The organism is Cellulomonas massiliensis JC225, from assembly GCF_000312005.1.
In the GTDB taxonomy this organism is placed as follows: domain Bacteria; phylum Actinomycetota; class Actinomycetes; order Actinomycetales; family Cellulomonadaceae; genus Cellulomonas; species Cellulomonas massiliensis.
The window spans coordinates 1,003,509-1,021,443 of the sequence record NZ_HE978588.1; the positions used below are offsets into that span (position 1 = coordinate 1,003,509).

General features: G+C 74.7%; 15 protein-coding genes. 8 read left to right on the top strand and 7 right to left on the bottom strand.

Going from position 1 to position 17,935, the window contains the following annotated elements:
- A partial coding sequence (locus tag HGCM_RS20365; RefSeq protein WP_040398927.1) for a Sua5/YciO/YrdC/YwlC family protein occupies positions 1-171 on the bottom strand: 171 nt, incomplete at its 3' end.
- Between the two features lie 476 nt (positions 172-647).
- Between HGCM_RS20365 and HGCM_RS04790 the strand changes: the two genes are divergently transcribed.
- Positions 648-1,427 (top strand): ABC transporter ATP-binding protein, encoded by a 780-nt coding sequence (locus HGCM_RS04790; RefSeq protein ID WP_019135735.1) that lies wholly within the window; start codon positions 648-650, stop codon positions 1,425-1,427.
- Entirely contained in the window at positions 1,427-3,991 is a 2,565-nt protein-coding gene (locus tag HGCM_RS04795; protein WP_019135736.1) for an ABC transporter permease, read from the top strand. The genes HGCM_RS04790 and HGCM_RS04795 overlap by 1 nt, the downstream gene beginning before the upstream one ends.
- A gap of 57 nt (positions 3,992-4,048) precedes the next feature.
- Here HGCM_RS04795 and HGCM_RS04800 read toward each other — a convergent pair whose 3' ends face one another.
- The 4 genes from HGCM_RS04800 to HGCM_RS04815 form a co-directional block, all read right to left on the bottom strand.
- Positions 4,049-6,103 carry an elongation factor G gene (locus HGCM_RS04800; RefSeq protein ID WP_026075264.1) on the bottom strand — a complete coding sequence of 685 codons (2,055 nt, stop codon included), beginning with the start codon at positions 6,101-6,103 and terminating at the stop codon, positions 4,049-4,051.
- A gap of 193 nt (positions 6,104-6,296) precedes the next feature.
- Positions 6,297-7,244, bottom strand: coding sequence for an FKBP-type peptidyl-prolyl cis-trans isomerase (locus HGCM_RS04805; RefSeq protein WP_019135738.1), 948 nt, complete (start codon positions 7,242-7,244; stop codon positions 6,297-6,299).
- Positions 7,245-7,347: 103 nt separating this feature from the next.
- Entirely contained in the window at positions 7,348-8,652 is a 1,305-nt protein-coding gene (locus HGCM_RS04810) for a glycosyltransferase (RefSeq protein ID WP_019135739.1), read from the bottom strand.
- Positions 8,649-10,889 (bottom strand): glycoside hydrolase domain-containing protein, encoded by a 2,241-nt coding sequence (locus tag HGCM_RS04815; RefSeq protein ID WP_019135740.1) that lies wholly within the window; start codon positions 10,887-10,889, stop codon positions 8,649-8,651. Before HGCM_RS04815 ends, HGCM_RS04810 begins: the two co-directional genes overlap by 4 nt.
- A gap of 151 nt (positions 10,890-11,040) precedes the next feature.
- On the opposite strand from HGCM_RS04815, the gene HGCM_RS04820 reads away from it, so the two are divergent.
- Entirely contained in the window at positions 11,041-11,475 is a 435-nt protein-coding gene (locus tag HGCM_RS04820; protein ID WP_019135741.1) for a DUF2510 domain-containing protein, read from the top strand.
- Positions 11,476-11,478: 3 nt separating this feature from the next.
- Here the strand turns inward: HGCM_RS04820 and HGCM_RS04825 are convergent, their stop codons facing one another.
- Positions 11,479-12,099: a Pr6Pr family membrane protein gene (locus tag HGCM_RS04825; protein WP_019135742.1), complete on the bottom strand. Its 621-nt coding sequence runs from the start codon at positions 12,097-12,099 to the stop codon at positions 11,479-11,481.
- A 228-nt stretch (positions 12,100-12,327) separates the two neighbouring features.
- Here HGCM_RS04825 and HGCM_RS16915 point away from each other — a divergent pair, with 228 nt between their 5' ends.
- A complete protein-coding gene (locus HGCM_RS16915; protein WP_019135743.1) occupies positions 12,328-12,573 on the top strand; it encodes a PspC domain-containing protein in 246 nt (81 codons plus the stop codon).
- Between the two features lie 16 nt (positions 12,574-12,589).
- Here HGCM_RS16915 and HGCM_RS04835 read toward each other — a convergent pair whose 3' ends face one another.
- On the bottom strand, positions 12,590-12,970 hold the full coding sequence (locus tag HGCM_RS04835) for a winged helix-turn-helix transcriptional regulator (protein ID WP_019135744.1): 381 nt from the start codon (positions 12,968-12,970) through the stop codon (positions 12,590-12,592).
- A gap of 116 nt (positions 12,971-13,086) precedes the next feature.
- Here HGCM_RS04835 and HGCM_RS04840 point away from each other — a divergent pair, with 116 nt between their 5' ends.
- The 4 genes from HGCM_RS04840 (at position 13,087) to HGCM_RS04855 (ending at position 17,907) form a co-directional block, all read left to right on the top strand.
- Entirely contained in the window at positions 13,087-13,941 is an 855-nt protein-coding gene (locus HGCM_RS04840; protein ID WP_019135745.1) for an SDR family oxidoreductase, read from the top strand.
- Between the two features lie 178 nt (positions 13,942-14,119).
- Positions 14,120-15,766, top strand: a complete 1,647-nt coding sequence (locus HGCM_RS04845; RefSeq protein ID WP_026075265.1) for an ABC-F family ATP-binding cassette domain-containing protein — start codon at positions 14,120-14,122, stop codon at positions 15,764-15,766.
- Between the two features lie 10 nt (positions 15,767-15,776).
- The gene (locus tag HGCM_RS04850; protein WP_026075266.1) at positions 15,777-16,868 is read left to right on the top strand and encodes a Gfo/Idh/MocA family protein; all 1,092 of its coding nucleotides are present in this window, start codon (positions 15,777-15,779) and stop codon (positions 16,866-16,868) included.
- A 55-nt stretch (positions 16,869-16,923) separates the two neighbouring features.
- On the top strand, positions 16,924-17,907 hold the full coding sequence (locus tag HGCM_RS04855; RefSeq protein WP_019135748.1) for a TIGR03557 family F420-dependent LLM class oxidoreductase: 984 nt from the start codon (positions 16,924-16,926) through the stop codon (positions 17,905-17,907).
- The last annotated feature ends 28 nt before the right edge of the window (positions 17,908-17,935 follow it).

The window sequence follows — 17,935 nt, forward strand, 5'->3', positions numbered from 1 at the left end:
CCGGATGCGGCGGATGCGCTCCGCGCCCTCGTGGTCGTCCATCCGCGTGCCGAGGGCGTAGCAGGAGTCGGTGGGGTAGGCGACCACCGCTCCGTCCCGGAGCAGCTGGACGACCTGGGCGATCGCGCGGGGCTGCGGGGTGGTGGGGTGCACGTCGAAGTAGCGCGCCATGCTCAGAACCTACGCGCGGCCGGGTCACCCGTCCCGGTGACCCGCACGCCAGGATCGCCCGAACGGCGGTATCGACCCGCGTGTCACACCGTGTCATACTCGTCATGACGGTGAGTGACCGGGCGCTGACACCGCGTCGGGGCGGACCGGGGGTAGCAACGTCTCGGGGGACCGAGACCCCGCCCCGACCGGTCCGGTCGCTCGAGACCGGGGGTGCTGCGCGGGTGCCGGGCGGAGGGTCGGGCACCCGCGCAGCGGTCTCAGCACGGTCGCCGCGGTGCGGTGGCGCCCGTGGGTCGACGTCGGGCGGGTGGGGTGCGTCCCACCCGCCTCGTCGGCCGTCCAGGCCCGGTCGTCGGTCGAGCACCCCCGCCCGCACCCCGGCCGTACCCCTGAGCCGGATACCGCACGCTCAGGGTGGGCATCCGGGACCTCTCCGATGTCGCCGGCCGCGGGCGGCGAGGACGATCGTCCTCGTGACCCTCACCGATGCCCGCCCCACCGAGACCCCCATCGCGTCCGCCCGCGGCCTCGTCAAGACGTACGGCCGCGGCGCCACGACCGTCCGCGCGCTCGACGGCGTCGACGTCGACTTCGAGCGCGGCCGCCTCACCGCCACCATGGGCCCGTCCGGGTCCGGCAAGTCCACGCTCATGCACTGCCTCGCCGGCCTCGACCGCCCCACGGAGGGCACGGTCGTCGTCGACGGCGAGACGGTGTCGGCGATGTCGGAGCGGCACCTCACGCGCCTGCGGCGCGACCGCCTCGGCTTCGTCTTCCAGGCGTTCAACCTCGTGCCGACGCTGACGGCGCTGGAGAACATCACGCTGCCCCTCGACATCGCGCGGCGGAAGGTCGACCGCGACCACCTCGACGCGGTCGTGCAGGCCGTCGGGCTCACCGACCGGCTCGGTCACAAGCCCGCCGAGCTCTCGGGCGGCCAGCAGCAGCGCGTCGCGTGCGCCCGGGCGCTGGTCACCCGGCCCGCCGTCGTGTTCGCCGACGAGCCGACGGGCAACCTCGACTCCACCTCGGCCCGGGACGTCCTCGGCTTCCTGCGCCGCTCGGTCGACGAGCTCGGCCAGTCCGTCGTCATGGTCACGCACGACCCGACCGCCGCGTCGTACGCCGACCGCGTCCTGTTCCTCGCCGACGGCCGGATCGTCGACGAGCTGCGCGACCCGACGCCGGACACCGTCCTCGAGAAGCTCGGCGCGCTCAGCCGCGACGCCGCCGCGCCCGCCGGGGCGCACTGATGCTGCGGGTGGCCCTGCGGGGGGTGCGCGCCCACGCGGTGCGGTTCGGGCTCTCGGTCCTCGCGGTCGCGCTCGGCGTGGCCTTCGTCGCGGGCACGTTCGCCCTGCGGACGATGCTCGCGGACACCTTCGACGGCATCGTCGAGGCGTCGGCGCCGGCCGAGGCGTACGTCCGCGGGGCGGACGAGGTCGCGGCCGGCGACATGCAGGTCGGCGACAGCCGCAACCGGGTGGCGATGGCGCTGGCCGACGAGGTCGCCGCGGTCGACGGCGTGCGCCTCGCGCTGCCCGACGTCTCGGGCCCGCTCGTCCTCGTCGGCGCCGACGGCACCGCGGTGCAGTCGACCCAGGCGCCGAGCCTCGGGATCGCCTTCGACCAGCGTGACCCCTCGATGTCGCTGCTCGACGGCCGCGCGCCCCGCTCCGCCGACGAGGTGGCCCTGGAGGAGGCGACGCTCGCGTCGTCCGGGCTGGCGCTCGGCGACGCGACGCGCGTCGTCGTCGGCGGCGAGGTCCGCGACGTCACCGTCGTCGGGGAGGTCTCCCTCGGCGGCCCGATGGCGGGCGCGACGCTCGTCCTGCTCGAGCCCGACGCGGCGGCGGCCCTGTACGCGCCGGAGGGCACCGTCTCGAGCATCGCGCTCTACGGCGACGCGGGCCTGAGCGAGCAGCAGCTCACCGACCGCGTCGCGGACGCGCTGCCGGACGTCGCGGACGGCGCCCGCGCGGAGGTCGTCACGGGTGCCGAGCTGCGCGACGGGCTGCAGGAGGACATCGGCGAGATCCTCGGGTTCGTCACGACGTTCCTGCTGATCTTCGCGGCGATCGCCCTGTTCGTCGGCGCGTTCCTCATCGCCAACACGTTCGCGATGTCGGTGCGCCAGCGGGTGCGCGAGTTCGCGCTGCTGCGGGCCGTCGGCGCGTCGCCGGCGCAGGTGTTCGCGACCGTGGTGGGGCAGGCGCTCGTCGTCGGGCTGGTCGGCGCCGGGCTGGGCGTGCTCGGCGGGCTCGGCCTCGTCTCGCTCGTCCGGGTCGTGCTCGGCACCGCCGGGATGGACCTGACGGGCGACGTCCCCCTGACGGCGCCCGCCGTGGTGATCTGCCTCGTGCTCGGCGCGGTGGTGTCCGCGGTCGCGGCCGCGTTCCCCGCCCGCACCGCCGCCCTGGTGGCGCCGGTCGAGGCGATGCGCGGCGAGGTCACGGTGCGCGAGCGGTCGCTGCGGTTGCGGGCCCTGCTCGGCGGCGTGCTCGTCGCCGCGGGAGCCGGCTCGGTCGCCGCCGCCGCGCTGCGGCCGGAGGCCGACTCCGCCGAGCAGCTCTACGGTCTCGGCGCGGCCGTCGTGCTCGTCGGGGCGCTCGTCGCCTCGCCTCCGCTGGCGCGCTCGGTGCTGCGGGTGCTCGCGGTGCCGTTCGCCTGGGCGCTGCGGCCGGTCGGCCGGCTGGCGCAGGGCAACGTCGTGCGCAACCCGCGGCGGACCGCGAGCACGGCCGGCGCGCTGATGATCGGCATGGCGCTGGTCGGGGCGGTGTCCGTCATCGCGTCCTCGGCGCAGGCGTCGCTGCGCACCGTCGTCGAGAGCTCGACGGACGCCGACCTGGTGCTGCGCTCGGCGAACCAGATGGTGCCGGCCGGCGCGGCGTCCGACGTCGCGGCGCTGCCCGAGGTCGGGTCGGCCGACGAGGTCGCGTTCGCGTACGCGGCCGTCTCGCCGGACCCGGGTCAGGACCCGTCGACGGACGACACCGCCGGCGTCGTCGGCCTCGCGCCGGGCGTGCTCGGGGGCGCGGTGCTCGTCGACGAGCGGGACGGCGACGTCGACGACCTCGCGGACGGCACGGCCGTGGTCAACACGGCGGTCGCCGACGGCGACTGGCACGTGGGCGACGCGCTCGTCGTGCGGACGTCCGAGGGCGAGCGGGACCTGCGGGTCGCGGCGGTCATCGACAGCCGGGTGCTCGGCTCGGCGGTCGTCGTCACGCGCGACGTCCTGGACGAGCTCGCGCCCGGCGACGCGCAGATGGTCGACACGGTGTTCGTCGACGCCGCACCCGGCGTCTCGCAGGCCGACCTGCGCGACGCCGTCACCGCCGCCGTCGCGCCGTACGTCGTCGTCTCGGTGCAGGACCGCGACGAGTTCGTCGACGGGATGGCCGCGCAGGTCGACCAGCTGCTGGTGATCCTCTACGCGCTGCTCGGGCTGTCGCTCGTCATCGCCGTGCTGGGCATCGTCAACACGCTCGCCCTCTCGGTGATCGAGCGCACCCGGGAGATCGGGCTGCTGCGCGCCGTCGGCCTCGGCCGGGTCCAGCTCGCCGGGACCGTGACGGTCGAGTCGGTGCTCACCGCGCTGTTCGGCACGCTCGTCGGGCTGGCGGTCGGCGTCGGGCTCGCGTCGGTCCTGCCGACGGTCTACGCCGACGACGGGCTGGACCAGCTCGTCGTCCCGTGGTCCGGGCTGGGCGTGATGGTCGGGCTGGCGGTCGTCGTCGGGGTGCTCGCGGCCCTGTGGCCCGGGGTGCGCGCGGCGCGGATGCGGGCGCTGGACGCGATCGCGAGCGAGTAGCGGCAGACGAAAGGCGGCCGGCGACCCGACGTCGCCGGCCGCCCTTCGCCGCGGCGGTCAGGCCGGGACGAGGTGGTCCGGGCAGACCTCGAACCGGTCGGGGCGGATGGTCAGCTCGGCCCGCCCGCCCGTGATCGAGCGCAGGTCCAGCACGTACCGCGCGAGCTCCTTCTCGGGCACGCTGGCCTCGATCGTCACGGAGCCGTCGTCGCGGGAGGTGGTCGCGTTGATGCGGCCGCGCCGCGACGAGAGGTCGCTCATCACGTCCCCCTGCGCGTGCGACGGCACCGTGACCTCCACGTGGCTGATCGGCTCGAGCACGATCGACCCGGCCTGCGCGAGCGCCTCGCGGACGCCGACCGAGGCGGCGGTGCGGAACGCCATGTCGGACGAGTCGACCGAGTGCGACTTGCCGTCGTAGACCTCGACGCGCAGGTCGACGACGGGGTAGCCGTGCGGCCCGCCGTGCTCCATCGCCTCCAGCACGCCCTTCTGCACCGCCGGCAGGTAGGAGCGCGGGATCGCCCCGCCGACGACCGAGTCGACGAACTCGAACCCGGACCCCTGCGGCAGCGGCGAGACCCGCAGCTGCACCACGGCGTACTGCCCGTGCCCGCCGGACTGCTTCTTGACCTTCCCCTCCGCCTCGACCGACCGGCGGATCGTCTCGCGGTAGCCGACCGGCACCGGCGAGGTCGACACGTGCACGCCGAACACCCGCGCCAGGCGCTCGATCGCCACCGTCAGGTGCGTGTCGCCGAGCCCGCGCAGGACGGTCCGGTCGCCCGAGCGGTCGACCGAGAGCGTCGGGTCCTCTGCGGTGAGGCGGGTGAGCGCCGCGGAGAGGCGGTCGTCGTCGGACTGCGTGACGGGCTCCAGGGCCAGTGCGTAGACGGGCGGGCGCTCGCGCGCGGGGACCGCCGTCATGCGCGCGCCGGGGCCGGCCTTGTCGGCGAGCAGCGATCCCGACGGCGTGCCGGTGAGCTTGGCGACGGCCACGACCTCGCCCGCGGCCGCGGACTCCACGGGCACGTGCTCCTTGCCGAGGAGCCGGAACAGGGCGGGGACGCGCTCCTCCGTGCGGGTCGTCGTGTTCACCAGCCGGTCGCCGGGCCGCAGGGTGCCGGAGAGGACGCGCAGCAGCGTGACCTGCCCGACGAACGGGTCGGCGGTCGTCCGGAACGCGTGCACCAGGAGGGGCCCCGCCGGGTCGGCGACGACGTCGACGCGCGTCTCGCCCGCCAGGACCGCCAGCGTGCGGTCGGCCGCGGCGGGCGTGAGCTCGCACAGCAGGTCGGCGAGGCGGTCGATGCCGACGCCGGTCGCGCTGGAGACGACCAGGACGGGGAACGCCTCGCCGTCGCGGACCTCGTGCGCGAGCGTGCGCTCGAGGTCGTCCGCGCTGGGCACCTCGCCGGACAGGTAGCGCTCCAGCTGGTCGTCGTCGTGGGAGACGATCTCCTCGGTGACCTCGTCGTGGAGCCGGTGCTCCTCGTCGGCCACGTCGTCCGGGAGCGCCGCGTCGTGGTGGGTCCCGTCGCCGTCGTACTCGTAGCCGTGCTCGGTGAGCACGTCGGCCACGCCGCGGAAGTCCTGCTCCTCGCCGAGCGGCAGCTCCAGCGGGACGAAGCCGTCGCCGAAGGCCGCCCGCAGCTCGTCCAGGACGTGCCGGAAGCTCGCGCGCGCCTTGTCCTCCTTCGTCACCACCACCATCCGCGGGACGCCCGCCTCGGACGCCAGCCGCCAGGCGGTGCGGGTGCCGGCCTGCACGCCGTCGACGGCCGAGACGACGACGAGCGCGAGGTCCGACGCGCTCACCGCGGCGTCGACCACCCCCACGAAGTCGGGCGACCCGGGTGTGTCCAGGAGCGTGACGTCGTACCCCGCGGCGCCGCAGCGCCATCGAAAGGGGGCGACGCCGAGGCTGAGCGAGACGCCGCGGGCGATCTCCTCGGGCTCGTGGTCGCTGACCGTCGACCCGTCCTCGACCCGGCCTGGCCGGGTGAGCACGCCGGCGCGGTGCAGCAGCGCCTCGACGAGGGTGGTCTTGCCCGCCCCGGCGGCGCCCAGCAGCGCCACGGTGCGGACCCTGGGCGTCGTTGCCTGGTCCATGATCGTCTCCCGGCCGCCGCGTGACGCGGGCACCGGCGGTGGTACCCCGCGGCTGCTGCCCACACTAATGACGGGCCCGCGGCGGCGACAGGACGTGGGTCCCTGGCGACCCCAGGGGCGCAGGACGGCTCGGGGACGACGACGGCGCGCGACCCCGAGGGGTGCGCGCGCCGTCGTGCCGGAGCGGGTGCGGTCAGTACGCGTCGACGATGTCGACGACGAAGACCAGCGTCGAGTTGGCCGGGATCGAGCCCTGCGCGGTGTCGCCGTAGCCCTGGTCAGGCGGGATGACGAGCATGACCTGGCTGCCGACGGTCTGGCCGACGAGGCCGGTGTTCCAGCCCGCGATGACCTGCGCCTGGCCGAGCGGCTCCACGACGAAGACCGACTTGTCGTCCCACGACGAGTCGAACGCGGTGCCGTCCCACAGCCAGCCGCTGTAGCGGACGACCACCGAGTCGCCCTCCGCGACCTTCTTGCCGTCGCCCTTGATGAGCGGCTGCGCGACGAGCTCCTTGGGCGCGTCGCCGGACGCGGGCTCGATCGACGGCGTGCCGTCGTCGGCGAGCGTGACCGTCGGCAGGCCGTCCTTCGGCGCGACGGCCTCGCCCTCGGCGCGCGCGGCGGGCGTGCGGGCGTCCATGACCTCGATCGCGTAGACGGCGGTGCCCTGGCCGTTGTCGACCGCCATGGCGATCCGGGCGCCGACGTGTGCGCCGGTGAGCGCCGTCTCGAGCGGCTCGATCTGCGTCTTGCCGGCGACGAGCGACTGCGGCGAGGCGTCGTAGGTGCCGCCCTGCTCGGAGCCGTCCGCGCCGCTGACGACGAGGATGTGCATCGGCAGCACGTCGCCGGTCTCGATGGCCTTCCCGTCGCCGTCCTCCACAAGGCGCGCGACCGGGGTCGTCACCGTGAACGGCTCGCTGGGCAGCGTGATGGTGGGCTTCTCGCCGGACTTGCCGGAGATCTCCACCTTCTCGAGCGCGGCCTGGTCGGCGACGGCGTTCGCCGAGGCGGACGCGGACGCCGAGGCGGACTCGCCGGGCTCGGGGGTGTCCTCGCTGCTGCAGGCGGCGAGGCCGAGGCCCAGGGTCAGCGCGAGGGCGGTCGCCGTCAGGCGCGCGGTGGTCGTGCGGCGCACGGGGTTCCTCCGTCGAGTCGGGGACCGCCGATCCACGCGGCGGACCGGGTCACGGTACGCGACCTTCCTGGGAGGCTGCCGGGAACGTCCGGCACCCGAGGTCCTAGACCGCCGCGGGGGTGCGCAGCGCCGCCACCCGCTCGAGGATCCGGTCCAGCACCGTGCCGCGGTCGAACTGCAGGGCGTGCAGGCGGGCCCGGTCGGCGAGGTCGGCGCGCTCGTCGTCCGACATGCCCAGCACGGCGCGGTCGATCGCGGCCGCGAGCGAGTCCGGGTCGCCCGTCGGGACGATCAGCGCGCTGTCGCCGACCGCCTCCGGGATCCCGCCGGTGTCCGTGGTGATGACGGGTCCACCGCCGGAGAGCATCTTCTCGACGAGCGCGATGCCGAAGGTCTCGACGAACTCGGGCCGCGGCTTCGACGGCAGCGCGAACGCCGCCGCACCCGCCATGAGGTGCGGCTTCTCGTCGTCGTCCACGTCGTCGAGGAACCGGATCCGCCCCGCGACGGCCGAAGCCGCCGCCTGCTCGCGCAGCGCCGCGGCCTGGGGCCCGGTGCCCGCCACGACGAGGTCGACCTGCCGCGCCGCCTCCGAGCGGGCGTACGCCTCGATGAGGTCGTCGACGCCCTTGGCGTGCGCGAGCCGCGACAGGAACAGGACGTACCCGCCGTCGGTCAGCCCGCGGGCGGCGAGCACGCGAGCGGTCTCCTCGTCGTCCCGCCGGACGTACGCGCCGACGTCCACGGCGGGGTAGGAGATCGCGACGCGCTCGCGGATGCGCTCGGCGAACCGGGTGCCGTGGCGGGCGTCGATCGCCTCGGCCTCGACGACGACGAGGTCGCGCGTGTACTCCGACACGGCGAGGCAGACGTCGTGCTCGAGGTAGGCCGTGAGCACCTGCGCGGCGGCGCCGAACTCGTCGCGCTCCACGCACGCGCGCACGACGTTGGTGACGTCGGAGCCGACGGCCTCGGCGACCGTCGTCACGTCGACCGGCAGACCCGTCGCCCGGGCGATGCGCGCCGCGTCCGCGACGACGAACGCGTGCGGGCTCAGGTACAGGGACATGGCGACGGTGGGGACGCCGTCGGTGAACAGCTCGACGAGCCGCCCGGTGAGACCGGCGATGTAGCGGCCGTCGACGACCTTGTAGTCCCCGACGGGCTCGGGCCGCTCGACGACGATCCCCTCGCGGTAGGGCAGGAGGGTGTCGAGCGGCTTGAGCGGCAGGCCGGAGCGCTGCAGCACGTCGATCGGCCAGGTGACGATGCGGACCTCGTCGAACCCGCGGTCGAGCGCGGCCTCGGCGAGGTTGCGGGCCTCGCCGGAGTGGCCGCAGATGACCGGGTCGGCCCGGACCACGACGACGAGGCGGCGGGTGGGGCGGCTGCCCGTGGTCGTGCTCATGGGGTCGTCCCTCCGGTCGGGGTGGGGAGCTGGGGGCGTCGGGCCGGGGCGGTCGACGAGGGCGGGCGCTCGGCCTTGCCCCACGGCGACGGGTCGGGGCCGAGCTCGACGAGGAGCCGGCCCCCGCGGTGCACCTCGTGGCCGCTGAGCCAGGTGCGGTCGAGCGGGTGCCCGTCGAGCCAGACCGCCTGCACGTACTGGGCCGGCCGGTCGGGCGCGGGCTCCCGGAAGCCGGCGGTCTCGAGCGTCAGCGTGCCGCTCGGCACGTCGATCGCCGCCTCGCGCCACGTCGGCGCGTTGACGAGGAACGTGTTCTGCCCGGCCACCGGGAAGAGCCCGAGGCTGGCCCAGACGAACCACGACGAGAGCCCGCCGGAGTCGTCGTTGCCCGGCAGCCCGCCGCGGCCGGTGCCGAACTGGTTCTGCACGACCGCCTGCACGACGTCGGCCGTCCGGTCCGGCCGCCCGGCGTAGTGGTACGCCCAGGGCGCCTCCATGTCGGGCTCGTTGTTGAGGCCCTCGAAGCGCTGCAGCGCGTAGCCGGCGGTCATCTCCTCCAGCGTCGGGTGCACGCCCGGCTGCGTGACCGCCGGTGCCCCGAAGCCGAAGAAGCGGTCGAGCAGCCCGACGAACGCGTCGTCGCCTCCCGCGAGGCCGATGCGGGACGCCATGTCGTGCAGCAGCCGGAACGAGTAGTTCCAGCGGCCGCCCTCGTAGAACTCGGAGTCGTGCAGGAGCCCGGTGCGCTCGTCGTAGGCGTTCGCCCAGCGGGCCGCGAGCGGCTCGAACTGCTCGACGAGCGTCGCGTCGCCCAGGTGCCCGGCGACCACCGCCGTGCACCAGTACCCGAACGCGAGGTCGAGCGTGTGGCTGATCGGGTGGGCGCGCCCCCGCAGCAGGAAGTCCTCGCCGTACGTGCGCCGCAGGTCGTTGTGCATGTGCACGAGCGCCCAGTCCCAGTCGACGCCCGGCAGCCCGAGCTGGCACAGGTCGGCGAAGAACGTGTGCGCGAGCGCCGAGCCCTGCCGGCTGAACCGGTCGGCGCCGCGCGCCATCCGGTAGCCGATCGGGAGGTTGCCCTCCTCCTCGGCGATGTGCAGGAGCGCGTTCGCGAGCTCGACGGCGCGGTCGGGGACGAGGGCCGTCAGCAGCGGCAGCTGCGTGCGGTAGATGTCCCACATCGTCGAGATGTCGAAGACGAACGGCCCGGGCGTCGGCCAGAACGGCGACTCGTCCGCCGCCAGGCACGGCTTGACGAGCGAGTGGTACAGCGCGGTCGAGAAGACCGTGGACGCCTCGCGCGTCGGCGCGTCGACCCGGACCTTGTCGAGGTGCTCGCGCCAGGTCGCGGCGGTGTGCGCGCGGCGCCGCTCGAAGCTCGACGGGCCGGGGCCGCAGTCGTCCTCGAGGTTCCGTCGCGCCTGATCGACGCCGCGCAGGCTGAACCCGATCCGGATCTCGATCGTCTGGCCCGGCTCGCTGGGCCCGGCCCACATGAGGCCGAACGTGCGCAGCGTCGTCGGGCGGATGCGGTCGAAGTCGAGCCGCGTGCCGCCGGGCATGAGGCGCCGGTCGTACCAGAGCATCTGGCGCCACTGCGCGGCGTCGCACTCGACGTGCACGGCGAGCGGCGCACCCTCGACGACGATCTCGCCCTGCGCGACGCCCGGCGCGACCGAGTGCAGGTGCGCCCGCAGGGGGACCGTCCGGCCGTAGGGGATCGTCAGGCCGCCCATCGAGAAGTCGATGACCACCCGGGCGTCCCGGTGCGCGGGGAACGTGTACCGGTGCACCGCGCTCTTCGGGCCCACCGTCAGCTCCGCGCGGATCCCGCTGCCGAGCGTCGCGGCGTAGTAACCCGGCTCCGCGTACTCGTCGTCGACGTCCCACGTCTGCCCCAGGTCGTCCAGCGGCTGCAGCATCGGCGTGACGCGGAAGTAGTTGTAGTACTTGCGGATCGCACCCGTGCCCGACTGCTGGAAGTGCGTGAAGCCAGACGCGACGGTGCGCTCGTGCAGGACGGGCGGCAGGCCCTCGGTGGACAGGTCGTAGCGGCCGTAGCCCGTCGGGTAGGCGCCGCTGTACGCGCAGGCGCTGACCATGCCGAGCGGGTGGGTCGCGCCCGGGTGGGTGTTGCCCACCTGCGGCTTCGGCCACCACCACGAGGCGGCGAGGCCCTGCGGGGGCGGCAGGTGGGTCGCCTCCGTGCCGATGAAGGGGTCGACGAGGTCGTACATCGCTCGCTCCCTTCCGTCCGCCCGGGACCGGGCGACGCCGCCGTGATCCGCCGGACGGTACGGCAGGAGTGTGTCGCGCACGTTGCACGACCGTGAAGGGTGCGGCGGCGCCCGGCTCAAGCCGGTCCCGGCCGCCGCCGACATACGGGGCATGAGCGACACGCGGAACCCGCCGCCCGGGTGGTACGCCGACGGCGTGACCGTCGGGGCGCTGCGCTGGTTCGACGGCGAGCGGTGGACCGAGCACCTGCAGGTGCAGACGCCGCCCGCACCGTACGGCCAGGTCCCGTCTCCGCACGCGCCCGTGCGGCAGCCGGCGAACCCGGGCGTGGGGGCCGACCCGTCCGACGCGGTGCACTGGCTCATCCCGACGGGCCGCTCCTGGCAGTCGATCGCCTCCGGCTACCTCGGCCTCGTCGGCCTGCTGCTGTGGCCCCTGGCGCCGTTCGCCGTGTGGACCGGAGCGGTCGCGCTGCGCCGCGCCCGCGACGGCGGGCACGGTCGCGGCCGGGCCGTGTTCGGCATCGTCGCCGGTGTCGCGGGGAGCGTCATCGGCGCCCTAGTGCTCGTCAACGCGTTGCGCTGACGGTCAGTCGGTCGCGCCGCCGACGAGGGCGCGCCGGCGCATGCGGCGGTCGACCAGGATGATCAGCAGTCCCAAGGCGTAGAAGCCGACGCCGTACATCAGCACGTTGAGCAGGAAGCCGCCCCAGCCGAGCTCGCCGAGGTCGATGAACCCGTATGGGTAGTCGAGCCCGAAGACCGTGCCGCGGATCGTCGTGAAGGTGACGTACGCCAGCAGGTAGCCGAACCAGTACGCGGCGTAGCGCCAGCGCATCCGGCGGTGCGCGTCGAAGAGCAGGAAGTCGAGCACCGCGAACGCCGGGTTGATCTGGTGCTCGATCTGACCGGACGTGAGTCCGGGGAAGATCTGCGGCGCGTCGGCGGCCTCCGGCGCGAGGACGAACGCGGCGACGAGCCCGGTGATCGCGAGGAACAGCGTCACGCCGCCCTTGAACCAGGCCGGCGGCTGCCCCTTGCCGCGGATCGACCCCACCGCGCCCCAGACGAGGACGATCGCCAGGAGGAAGCCCGACTGGTTCGTGAAGTAGAGCAGCCCGTCGACCTCGCCGTGGAGCCAGATCTCCTGGGTCCCGATGAGCGCGAGCATGGCGACGAACAGGCGCAGCAGCGCCACGACGTAGTTCACGTTCTCCCCTTCGACCAGCGGCTCCGTCGCCGCTGGGCGTCACGGTGCCATGAAGCGCCCGGTCCGGGCGAGCACCCGGGCGGGTTGCGCCGACGTGTCGCCGGGGGTCTGTCCGGGGCCAGTCCGGGGTCGGGCCCGGGTCCGACCGGGGTGCTCCCGGATACCCGCACGAGCGTCGCGGGGCGAGGCTGGTGCTGTCGGCGAGATCCGCCGCGAAGGAGGAGGACCATGAACGACTACCACGCACCCCTCGGCCGCCAGGGCCTCATCCGCCCGCGGTACGGGCGCGTCCTCGGCGGCGTGTGCGCGGGCCTGGGCCTGCGCTTCGGCCTGAACCCGTGGATGGCACGGCTGCTGTTCGTGCTGATCCTCATGCTCGTGCCGGGCAGCCAGATCCTTGTGTACCCGATCCTGTGGATCCTCATGCCGTCCGAGTCGGCCACCTGGCGCCCGCGCACGGCGACGACCGCGTAGCCCCTCGGAGCGTGGCTCAGCGGGCCGGGCGGGCGACGATCTCGTCGGCGTGGTCGGCGACCCAGCCGAGCAGCGGCAGCAGGTGCGCCGCGAGGTCGGTGCCCAGCGGCGTGAGCGAGTAGTCCACGCGGGGCGGGATGCTCGCGGTGACGTCGCGGTGGACGAGGCCGTCGGCCTCCAGGGTCCGCAGGGTCTGGGCCAGCATCTTCTCGCTGATGCCCTCGACCGTCCGGCGCAGCTCGCCCCAGCGCATCGTCCGCTCCGAGAGCGAGGCGAGGACGAGCACGCCCCACTTGCTCGTCACGTGGTCGAGGACCACCCGCGAGGGGCACGCGGCGGAGAGGACTCCGTCGGTGAGGAGGCGGTCCAGGACGCTGACCTCGTTGCTTACCGTCACGTCCGTACCTTACGCCGAAGTGGGTACGGCGGATCGGGAAGTGATCGCGTTGCCTGCTCGTTGGCGCCGACCGAGAGGGTGGGCACCGGCCCGCCCGGCCACGAAGGAGCACGCGCATGTCCATCGCCGTCACCGGCGCCACCGGTCACCTCGGTCGTCTCGTCGTCGAGCACCTCCTCGCCGGCGGCGTCGCGCCGGGCGAGGTCGTCGCACTCGGCCGCCGCCAGGACCGTCTGGACGAGCTCGCGACGCAGGGCGTGCGGACCGCGGTCGCCCCGTACGAGGACGCCGACGCGCTGCGCCGCGCCCTCGACGGCGTCGAGACGCTCGTCCTCGTCTCGGGCAGCGAGGTCGGGAAGCGGGTCGAGCAGCACCGCGCCGCGATCGACGCCGCGAAGGCGGCCGGCGTGACGCGCGTCGTCTACACGAGCGCCCCCCACGCCGACACGAGCACGCTCGTCGTCGTCCCCGAGCACAAGGCCACCGAGGAGCTGCTGCGGGAGTCGGGGCTCGCCGTCGTCGTGCTGCGCAACAACTGGTACACGGAGAACTACGTCGGCACCGTCCAGCAGGCCGCGCAGACCGGCGTGATCCTGGGGAGCACGCACGGCGGCCGCGTCGCCAGCGCGTCGCGCACCGACTACGCCGAGGCGGCCGCGGTGGTCGCGCGCGGCGGGCACGACGGGCGGACCTACGAGCTGTCGGGCGACGTCGCGTGGAGCTACGACGACCTCGCCGCAGCGGCGTCCGAGCTGCTGGGCCGTCCGGTCGAGCACCGCGACCTGTCGGCCGACGAGCACCGCGCCGCGCTCGTCGCCGCCGGGCTCGACGAGGGCACCGCCGGCTTCGTCGTCCAGATGGACGCCGACACCGCGAACGGCGACCTCGCCGACGCCACGACGTCGCTCCGCGAGCTCGTCGGCCGCCCGACGACCCCCCTCGTCGACGGCCTCCGCGCCGCCCTGTCCTGACCCCTCCCCGCCCGCCCGCCCCCTCCCCGCCCGCGAGTTCGTAGCGCGGCGACCGGTTCGTGGCTCAGACGCTACGAACCCGTCGGCCCGCTACGAACTCGTCCGGACGGCGCGAGGGCGGGCGGGCCGGCCCGGAAAGAGGTTCGGGGGGCGGGCCGGCTCGGGGGAGGATGGGGCCGTGAGTGCGACGGTCCAGGCCCGAGGTGTGTCCGCAGGGTTCGGGGACCGGGAGCTCTTCTCCGGTCTCGACCTCGTCGTCGCGCCGGGGGACGTCGTCGGGCTCGTCGGGCCCAACGGCGCCGGCAAGTCCACGCTGCTGCAGATCCTCGGCGGCCGACGAGCACCCGAGTCGGGGACGGTCGTCGTCAGCCCGCCCGACGCGCCGCTCGGCTACCTCGCGCAGGAGATCGAGCGCGACCCGGACGAGAGCGTGCGGGCGTTCCTCGAGCGTCGGACGGGTGTCACGGAGGCCCAGCGGCGGATGGACGAGGCCGCGGACGCGCTCGCGGCCGGCGAGCCGGGCGCCGATGACACGTACGCCCACGCCCTGGAGCGGTGGATGGCGCTCGGCGGCGCCGACCTCGACGCCCGCCTCGGCACCGTCGCCGACGACCTCGGCCTGACGGTGGACCTCGACCTGCCGATGACGGCGCTCTCCGGCGGCGAGGCCGCGCGCGTCGGGCTCGCGGCGCTGCTGCTCTCCCGGTTCGAGCTGTACCTGCTCGACGAGCCGACCAACGACCTCGACGCCGACGGCCTGGCCCGCCTGGAGCAGTTCGTCGACGAGGTGGACGCGCCGGTCGTCGTCGTCAGCCACGACCGCGAGTTCCTCAGCCGCACGGTGACGACGGTCGTCGAGATCGACCGCTCGCTGCAGCGGGTGGCCACGTACGGCGGCACGTACGACGCCTACCTCGACGAGCGCAGCACCGCCCGCCGCCAGGCGCGCGAGGCGTTCGAGGAGTACTCGGCCCGGCGCGAGGCGCTGCAGGCCCGGGCCCGCCGGCAGCGCGCGTGGATGGAGAAGGGCGTGCGCAACGCGCGCCGCAAGGCGACCGACGGCGACAAGCACGTCAAGCACCACCGCGGCCAGACGTCCGAGAAGCAGGCCGCGAAGGCGCGGCAGAGCGACCGGATGCTGGAGCGGCTCGAGGTCGTCGAGGAGCCGCGCAAGGAGTGGCAGCTGCGCATGACGATCGCGACGGCGGGCCGCTCCGGCGACGTCGTCGCGACGACCCGGGCGGCGACGGTGCGGCGGGGTGACTTCGTGCTCGGCCCGGTGGACCTGCAGCTCGACCGGCAGGACCGCGTGGCCGTCACCGGGCCGAACGGCTCGGGCAAGTCGACGCTGCTCGCGCTCCTGCTGGGCCGGCTGGCTCCGACCGAGGGGGCGGCGAGCCTGGGCTCCGGCGTGCTCGTCGGCGAGGTCGACCAGGCCCGGGCGGCGTTCGAGGGGGACGAGCCGCTGGGCACGGCGTTCGCCCGCGAGGTGCCCGACTGGCCGACCGCGGACGTCCGGACGCTGCTGGCGAAGTTCGGGCTCGGCGGCCACCAGGTGCCGCGCCCGGCGTCCTCGCTCTCGCCGGGCGAGCGCACCCGTGCGGCCCTGGCGCTGCTGCAGGCGCGCGGCGTGAACCTGCTCGTCCTGGACGAGCCGACGAACCACCTGGACCTGCCCGCGATCGAGCAGCTCGAGCAGGCGCTCGACGCGTTCGACGGCACGATCCTGCTCGTCTCGCACGACCGCCGGATGCTCGAGACGGTCCGCCTCACGCGCCGCTGGCACGTCGAGGACGGCCGCGTCACGGAGGTCGTCCCGGACTAGGGTCGGCAGCATGGCTCCCCTCCCCTTCGGTGTGGTCGGCAGCGGGTGGCGCGCCGAGTTCTTCGTGCGCATGGCGCGGCTCATGCCCGAGCGGTTCACGTGCGTCGGCGTCGTCACGCGGTCGGCCGAGCGCGGCGAGCAGGTGGAGCGCGCGTGGGGCGTGCCGACGGTCCGGACGATCGAGGAGCTGATCGTCGCGACCGGTGCGACGACCGACCGACCGGAGCTCGTCGTGACCGCCACGCCGTGGCCCGTCACGCCGGACGCGGTGCGCGAGGTCGCGGCGGCGGGGGTGCCCGTCCTGGCGGAGACGCCTCCGGCGCCGGACGTCGAGGGGCTGCGCGAGCTGTGGGCGGACGTGGGCCCGACAGGGCTCGTCCAGGTCGCGGAGCACAGCCCGTTCATGCCCGCGCACGTCGCGCGCCGCCAGGTCGTGCTCTCCGGCGCGATCGGCGAGGTCACGCACGTGCAGGTCTCGTCGACGCACATGTACCACGCGGTCGGGCTCGTCCGGCACCTGCTCGGCGTCGGCCGCGGCGAGGTGACGGTGCAGGCGGCGGCGCTCACGGCCCCGTTGATCGACCCGATGGACCGCAACGGGTTCACCGGCGACGACGAGCCGCACCCGGCCCGCACGCTGCTCGCGACCCTCGACTTCGGCGGCGGCCGCTCGGCCCTCTACGACTTCACCGACAACCAGTGGCACAACCCGCTGCGCACCAACCGCATCGTCGTCCGCGGCTCGGCGGGCGAGATCGTGAACGACACCGTCACCCGCTGGGCCGGACCCCGCACGGTGCTGGAGTCGACGATCCGGCGGCGCGTCTCGGGGCTCGAGCAGAACCTCGACGGCTTCGACCTCGAGCACCTCAGCCTCGACGGCCAGGTGCTCTACCGGAACCCGTTCCACGGCGCCCGGCTCGCGGACGACGAGATCGCGGTCGCGGCGCTCCTCGACGCGACCGGCGCCTGGGTCCGCGGCGACGCCCCGCCGCCCTACCCGCTCGCCGACGGCTGCCAGGACCACCTGCTCGGCCTCGCCCTCGACGCGGCGACCGACGGCGCGATCACCACCGCCCGCGAGGCCTGGGCGGACGCCTGAGGGCGGTACCCCGCCCCCGGATGCGGGCCCGCCCGACTCGGACGACGGTAGGACCGTGACCCGATTCGGCTACACCCTCATGACCGAGCAGTCCGGCCCGCGCGAGCTCGTGGGGTACGCCGCGGACGCCGAGCGGCGCGGCTTCGACCTCCTCGTCTCGAGCGACCACTACTTCCCCTGGCTCGACAGCCAGGGGCATGCGCCGAACGCCTGGACGCTGCTCGGCGCGGTGGCGCAGGCGACGAGCGACGTCGAGCTGATGACGTACGTGACGTGCCCGATCCTGCGCTACCACCCGGCCGTCGTCGCGCAGCAGGCGGCGACCCTGGGGGTGCTGTCCGGCGGGCGGTTCCTGCTCAACCTGGGCGCGGGCGAGAACCTCAACGAGCACGTCGTGGGCGAGCGGTGGCCCGCCGTCGGCGAGCGCCACGAGATGCTCGAGGAGGCGGTGGAGATCATCCGCGACCTGCTCACGGGCGAGCGCGTGACGCTCGAGGGCTCGTACTACCGGGTCGACTCCGCGCGGGTCTGGGACCTGCCCGACGACCCGGTCGAGATCGGCGTGGCCGTCTCCGGCTCGCAGTCCGTCTCCCGGTTCGCGCCGCTGGCCGACCACCTCGTCGCCGTGGAGCCCGACGCGGACCTCGTCCGCGGCTGGGCCGAGGCCCGGCCCGCCGACGCCGGACCGTCCCGCACGATCGGGCAGGTCCCGATCTGCTGGGACCCCGACCGCGACGCCGCCGTCGCGCGCGCCTACGACCAGTTCCGCTGGTTCGCCGGCGGCTGGCACGTGAACGCCGACCTGCCGACCACGGAGGCCTTCGAGGCAGCGAGCCAGTTCGTGCGCCCCGAGGACGTCGCGGAGCAGATCCCCTGCGGCCCCGACCTCGACCAGATCGTCGAGACCGTCTCCGCCTACTGGGAGGCGGGCTTCACCGATGTCGCGCTCGTCCAGGTCGGCGACGAGGGCCAGCAGCGCTTCCTCGACGAGGCCGCGGGGCCGCTGCTCGAGCGCCTGCGCGCGGCGGCGCCCGCCTGACCCTCGTCCCCTCCCGGAAGGAGCACCG

Coding starts and splice junctions, on each gene's coding strand:
- HGCM_RS04795 (WP_019135736.1), top strand. CDS start 1,427: ATGCTGCGGGTGGCCCTGCGGGGGGTGCGCGCCCACGCGGTGCGGTTC.
- HGCM_RS04800 (WP_026075264.1), bottom strand. CDS start 6,103: ATGGACCAGGCAACGACGCCCAGGGTCCGCACCGTGGCGCTGCTGGGC.
- HGCM_RS04810 (WP_019135739.1), bottom strand. CDS start 8,652: ATGAGCACGACCACGGGCAGCCGCCCCACCCGCCGCCTCGTCGTCGTG.
- HGCM_RS04815 (WP_019135740.1), bottom strand. CDS start 10,889: ATGTACGACCTCGTCGACCCCTTCATCGGCACGGAGGCGACCCACCTG.
- HGCM_RS04820 (WP_019135741.1), top strand. CDS start 11,041: ATGAGCGACACGCGGAACCCGCCGCCCGGGTGGTACGCCGACGGCGTG.
- HGCM_RS16915 (WP_019135743.1), top strand. CDS start 12,328: ATGAACGACTACCACGCACCCCTCGGCCGCCAGGGCCTCATCCGCCCG.
- HGCM_RS04840 (WP_019135745.1), top strand. CDS start 13,087: ATGTCCATCGCCGTCACCGGCGCCACCGGTCACCTCGGTCGTCTCGTC.
- HGCM_RS04850 (WP_026075266.1), top strand. CDS start 15,777: ATGGCTCCCCTCCCCTTCGGTGTGGTCGGCAGCGGGTGGCGCGCCGAG.